Source organism: Endozoicomonas sp. SESOKO2, assembly GCF_024606245.1.
Taxonomy (GTDB): Bacteria; Pseudomonadota; Gammaproteobacteria; order Pseudomonadales; family Endozoicomonadaceae; genus Endozoicomonas_A.
Map to the genome: position 1 here is coordinate 1 of NZ_JAHHPQ010000524.1, position 4,061 is coordinate 4,061.

At 49.4% G+C, this 4,061-nt stretch carries 2 protein-coding genes; both read right to left on the reverse strand.

Going from position 1 to position 4,061, the window contains the following annotated elements:
• A partial coding sequence (locus KDK17_RS12635; protein ID WP_257288210.1) for a hypothetical protein occupies positions 1–1,848 on the reverse strand: 1,848 nt, incomplete at its 3' end.
• A 422-nt stretch (positions 1,849–2,270) separates the two neighbouring features.
• On the reverse strand, positions 2,271–4,061 hold a 1,791-nt coding region (locus KDK17_RS12640), incomplete at its 5' end, for a hypothetical protein (protein ID WP_257288211.1).

A 4,061-nucleotide genomic window follows, 5' to 3' on the forward strand; every position in this document is an offset into this window, starting at 1 on the left:
CATCACCTGCCAGAGGCGGACCAGGGCCAGATCAAGATCGTGATTTCCGCTGGGTCTGTACAGGTCTTCCTCAGTGTCATCGGGGTGCTTGTCACTCATGTTCAGCAACAGTTTTTCAGACCGTGTATGTTTGCCTATTACCTCCCAGATTCGTGCCAGGGCCAGGTCAATCAGAGGACGCCCACAGGGTTTGCACAGTAATTCTTCAGTGGCTTTGGGATGCTTGCCACTCATGTTCAGCAGTAGTTTTTCAGTCCGTTTATGGTCGCCCGTTAGCTCCCAAAATTTCACCAGAGTCAGATCAATGTTGAGATTTCCGGTGGGTTTGCACAGCGCTTCCTCTCCGGCGAAGAGAGACTTGCCGGCCATGTTCAACAGCAACCTTTCAGTTAGTGTATATTTGTGCTGCATCTCCCAATTTCTTGCCAGTGCCAGATCAATCTCTTGCTTTCCACAAGGCTTGCACAGGCGTTCTTCATTGTCATTGGGGTGCTTGTGACTCATGTTCAGCAGCAGTCTTTCAGCCCATTCATAGTTGCCCATCGTCTCCCAGAGTCGGGCCAGAGCCAGATCCAGGACATGATCTCCACAGGGTTGACACAGGATTTCTTTATTTTGATTGGGTTTTTTGCCCATCATGTTCAGCAGTAGATTTTCAGCCCTGTTATATTGGCCTACTCGCCCCCAGTATCGAACCAGGGCCAAATCAATTTCATAATTTCCACAGGGCTGACACAGGATTTCTTCACTGTTACCAGGGTGCTTGCCGTTCAGGTTCAGCAGCATCTTTCCAGAAAGTTCCAGCTTTTCCGTAACTTGCCAGACCAGGGCCAGGCTCAGGTCAATCTCACGGTTTCCACTGACCCTGCAAAGCCTTTCAACACGGTCACCGAGGTGTTTGCCACTCATGTTCAGTAGCAATCCTTCAGCCAGCTGATGCTTGCCCATGATCGCCCAATGCCGCGCCAAAGTCAGATCAATAACGTAATGCCCAAAAGGCTTGCACAGCATTTCGGCACTGGCATCAGGGTGCTTGCGACTCATGTTCAGCAGCAATTTTTCAGACCATTCGTGTTTGCCTTTTGTCTGCCAGAGTCGCACCAGGGCCAGGTCAATTTCACGATTTCCAGAGTGAGTGCATAGAATGTCTTCACTGGCATTGGGGGGCTTGCCACTCCTGTTCAACAGCAGTTTTTCAGCCCGTTCAGTCTTTCCCATCAACTGCCAGAGTCGTGCCAGGGCCAGATCAATTTCATTATCCCCACAGGCCTCACAAAGGAACGCCTCGCCGTTATTGGGTCGCTTGCCAATCATCTCCAGCAGCAACTTTTCAGCCCATTCATACAGGCCTCTCTCCTGTAAGTGTCGCGCCAGGGCAATATTGACGATATGGAGATGTTTATGAAGGGTTTCCGCAGTGGCAGTTTTTCGATTCGATAGCAGCTTTCTGGTCAGCTCTTTTCTCACGTTCACCAGCAGTGTTTCAGTCATCTGGTGTTTTTTCATAAACTGCCACAGTCGGGCATTGGTAACATCAGCGTCAAAATTGTGAGATTTCTTGCAAAGGATTTCTTCATCGGCATCGGGGTCTATATTTCTCAGTCTTATCAGTCGTTCTTCAGCTTTCGAGAATAACCCAAGTGCCTGTTCACAGCGGCTCAGGGTCAGGTCAAGGTTGTGAATGGTGGAAGCCCCTAATGGAGTCAATGATCCTTTCGATCTGAATGCTTCCAGAAGATCAAAGGCTTCTTTCAGTTTTTCCCGGTTTTGCTCTTTCAACGATCTTGCCAGTCCCATGACTGAGCTTTGTTCGTCGGCGTCGCTGAGTTGGACCCGGTATTCTTCCAAGACAGCCTTGAATGTGGCTTCTGCGTAGCTGAAATGCTGGTTTTTCAGTGCTATATAGGCTTCACGGATTTTTCTTTCAGCCGGTTCAGGCGATTTCTTTCTGGTTGACTGGTGTGACCTCTGAACAGAAGGTTTGCTGTGCCCGGTGGTTCGCCGACGGCGAATATCCGTGCGCGTGTTCGACCAGGGACCACGAGGAACAAACGGTTGCGCATTCGGGTTTAAATCGGATGCAGGCTTTGTGTCCTGATGAGCGTCCTGATCGGAATCAGGCAGGTGATTTTGTGACGGTTGCGATGTTGAACCATAGGCTGGTGGTAATCCGTAACTGATGGCGAAGTAACCTCCCTTTAAGCTCTTGAGACAGCAAACGGAGGTAGAAGTTCATGGAAGCGTCTTAATTCCCTGAGCCGTAGACAGGTTTATGTTTGCTGTGCCATATCCTGAAGCTTTTTAACAGCAAGTGCTTCGGTGATTCGCCAATCGTCGTTATCCTTAAACCGCTCTTTCCGGCTGGGGTCAAGAACTTTGGCTTTGTCGAACCATTCAGTCCACACGTCTTCACTGTTACCTTCACTGTAACTTAGCATTCTGAGACAGTGCGCTTTTTGCGAATAAGCGCCTGCAGTGGCGGGGTATTTCTGCAGCGCCGATTCCACAGACTCAAGCGCTTTTTTAAGGTTATTTCGTCCTGACTCAAGGTCATTGTCTGTTATCTGCCCGGTAGCCAGCCTGAAATAATGGATCGAGCATGTCAGTAAAGTATTGGCACTTTCCTGACATCCGCTCATTAATTCCATAAATCTTGTGGTCCCGGCATAGATACTCAGGAGTGTGTATTCACATTCACTCGCGTGGTATAAATCACAGCAACGATGGAGCAGTTTTAGAGACCGTTCTTTTTTATTCATCATCCGCCAGAGGCGAACCAGAGTCAGATCAATATCGCGAGTCCCGCTGGGTTTGCACAGGTTTTCCTCATTGTTATCGGGGTGCTTGCCAATGATGTTCAGCAACAGTCTTTCACACCGTTTATATTTGCCCGTTAACTCCCAAAGTCGCGCCATGGCCAGGTCAATGAGAGGATGCCCATAGGGCTTGCACAGAAATTCTTCAGTGGCTTCGGGGTGCTTGCCGCTCATGTTCAGAAGCAGTCTTTCACTCCATTGACTCTTGCCCATTGCCTGCCAAAGGAGTGCCTGGTTCAGATCAATATCGAAATTCCCGCAAGGTTGGCACAGGTCTTCTGCACAGGCATTGGGATCCTTGCCACTCATGTTCAGCAGCAGTCTTTCAGAGCGTTTAAATTTGCTCGCTATCTGCCAATGCCTTACCAGAGTCAGGTCAATCATAAAATCTTCAGAGGGTCTGCACAGGTCGTCCTCGCTGTCGTCGGGGTGCTTGTTAATCATGTTCAAGAGCAATTTTTCCGTGAGTTTATATTTGCCCTGCAGCTCCCAGACTCGCAGCAGAGCCAGGTCAATCTCACGGTCTCCAGAGGGCGTGCACAGGTCTTCCTCAGTGTCAGAGAGGTGCTTGTCACTCATGTTCAGCAGCAGTCTTTCAGCCCATTGATATTTGCCCATCCTATGCCAGTGTCGCGCCAGGGCCAGATCAATATCACGGTCTTCATAGGGAGTGAAGAGGTCTTCCTCAGTGCCATCCAGGCGCTTGCCACTCATATTCAGCAGTAGTCTGCCAACCCGTTCATGTTTACACATCAGCTCCCAGAGTCGCAGCAGAGCCAGATCAATTTCATCATTTCCACAGGGTTGACAAAGGAACTCCTCACTGTAGTTGGCTTGCTTGCCACTCATATCCAGCAGTAAATCTTCTGCCCATTCATATAAGCCTCGCTCCTGCAAGAGTCTCACCAGAGCAATATTGACAATCTGGAGCTGTTTATGCAGTGTTTTTGCAGTGGCAGCGCATCGATTCGACAGCAGTATTCTGGTCAGCTCTTTTTTCATATTCACCAGGAGTGTTTCAGCCATCTGGTGTTTTTCCATCGACTGCCACAGACGGGCATTGGTAATATCAGCGTCGAAATTGTGGGAATGCTGGCAAAGGATCTCTTCATCAGCATCGGGGTTCATATTTCTCAGTTTTACAAGTCGTTTTTCAGCATCCGAGCGTGACCCAAGCGCCTCTTCACAGCGGCTCAGGGTCAGGTCAAGGTTAGGAATGACGGAAGCCCCGAATGCAGTCAATGG